The following is a 1,155-nucleotide window of genomic DNA, read 5'->3' as shown; positions in this document are numbered from 1 at the left end:
GACGTTCCGCTTCTTGACGTTCTTTTTCTGCTTGAGCTTGCTTTTCCGCTTCAGCCTGACGACGTGCTTCTTCCTGTGCACGACGTTCCGCTTCTTGACGTTCTTTTTCTGCTTGAGCTTGTTTTTCTGCTTCAGCCTGACGACGCACTTCTTCCTGTGCACGACGTTCCGCTTCTTGACGTTCTTTTTCTGCTTGAGCTTGTTTTTCCGCTTCATGGCGGTCTTTCTCATCTTGCTCTTCCCTTTCGCGACGTTCTGCTTCTTGGCGTTCTCTTTCTTCTTGTTTTTGTCTTTCTAATTCTTCTTGCTGTTCGCGTTCTATTTCTTCAAAATCTAATGCTGTATTAACAAGGAAATTATATTTAGGTAAAAATTCTTCATTATAAAATAAATATAAACTTTCATTAAGTAAACCACCTTCTATTGTAGCATATGATCCTCTAAATACATCACTTAAACGTTCCGCAAATATACCATTATCTTTATATTTATTATAATACTTTAAAATTTCTCTTGATTTTAATTCTATATTAGTAAAAATAGCATAATATGTTACTTCATCATATGCACTTATTAAATCATTCCATTCAATTAAACGATTAATTCGTTTTTCTTTGTCCCCATTTTCTACATACTGACCTATACCTGTGTTAACATCAGACCATACTCCTCTTTGATCAGCAAACACTTCATCTTGTGGTAATTTTGGCAATTGCATTAATTTATTCAAATCTGATTTCATTTTAACTAACTCTTCATTGATTTTTATCAATTGCTCTTCTTTTGATAATTGCTTGAAATCATTTCTTGAAATAACTGCAGCATATACTAAATTATTATTTGTTAATTCACTTATTCCTGATATAAAACTCATACTCAACATCACCGAACATGCACCTATTGCAAATTTTCTAATACCAAATCTCATTGTTTTCTTTATACTCTTCATATCATACCTCCAAGTTGTTCTTTTAATTATCTTTAAGACGTAATTATTACTATTTAATTATAGCATACTACAATTAATAATAAAGCCTTTCTATAACAAAAAATTCTATAATTTAAAAGGCTAGGAAAAAAACTAACCTCTAAACAAAAAAGTCCCGAAAAGATTGAAACAATCTTTTCGGGATTGGTTTGGGTATACTAATATAG

1 protein-coding gene is annotated in these 1,155 nt (G+C 31.9%); it reads right to left on the bottom strand.

What is annotated here, in order from left to right; genetic code table 11:
• Positions 1-949: GAG-binding domain-containing protein (locus AC5EAH_RS08120; RefSeq protein ID WP_493494275.1), on the bottom strand; the 949-nt coding region annotated here is incomplete at its 3' end.
• Positions 950-1,155 lie beyond the last annotated feature (206 nt).

The organism is Staphylococcus sp. B1(2026), from assembly GCF_058895785.1.
Note: the sequence above shows the minus strand (reverse complement) of the source record. Positions and strands in the feature narration are given on the sequence as shown.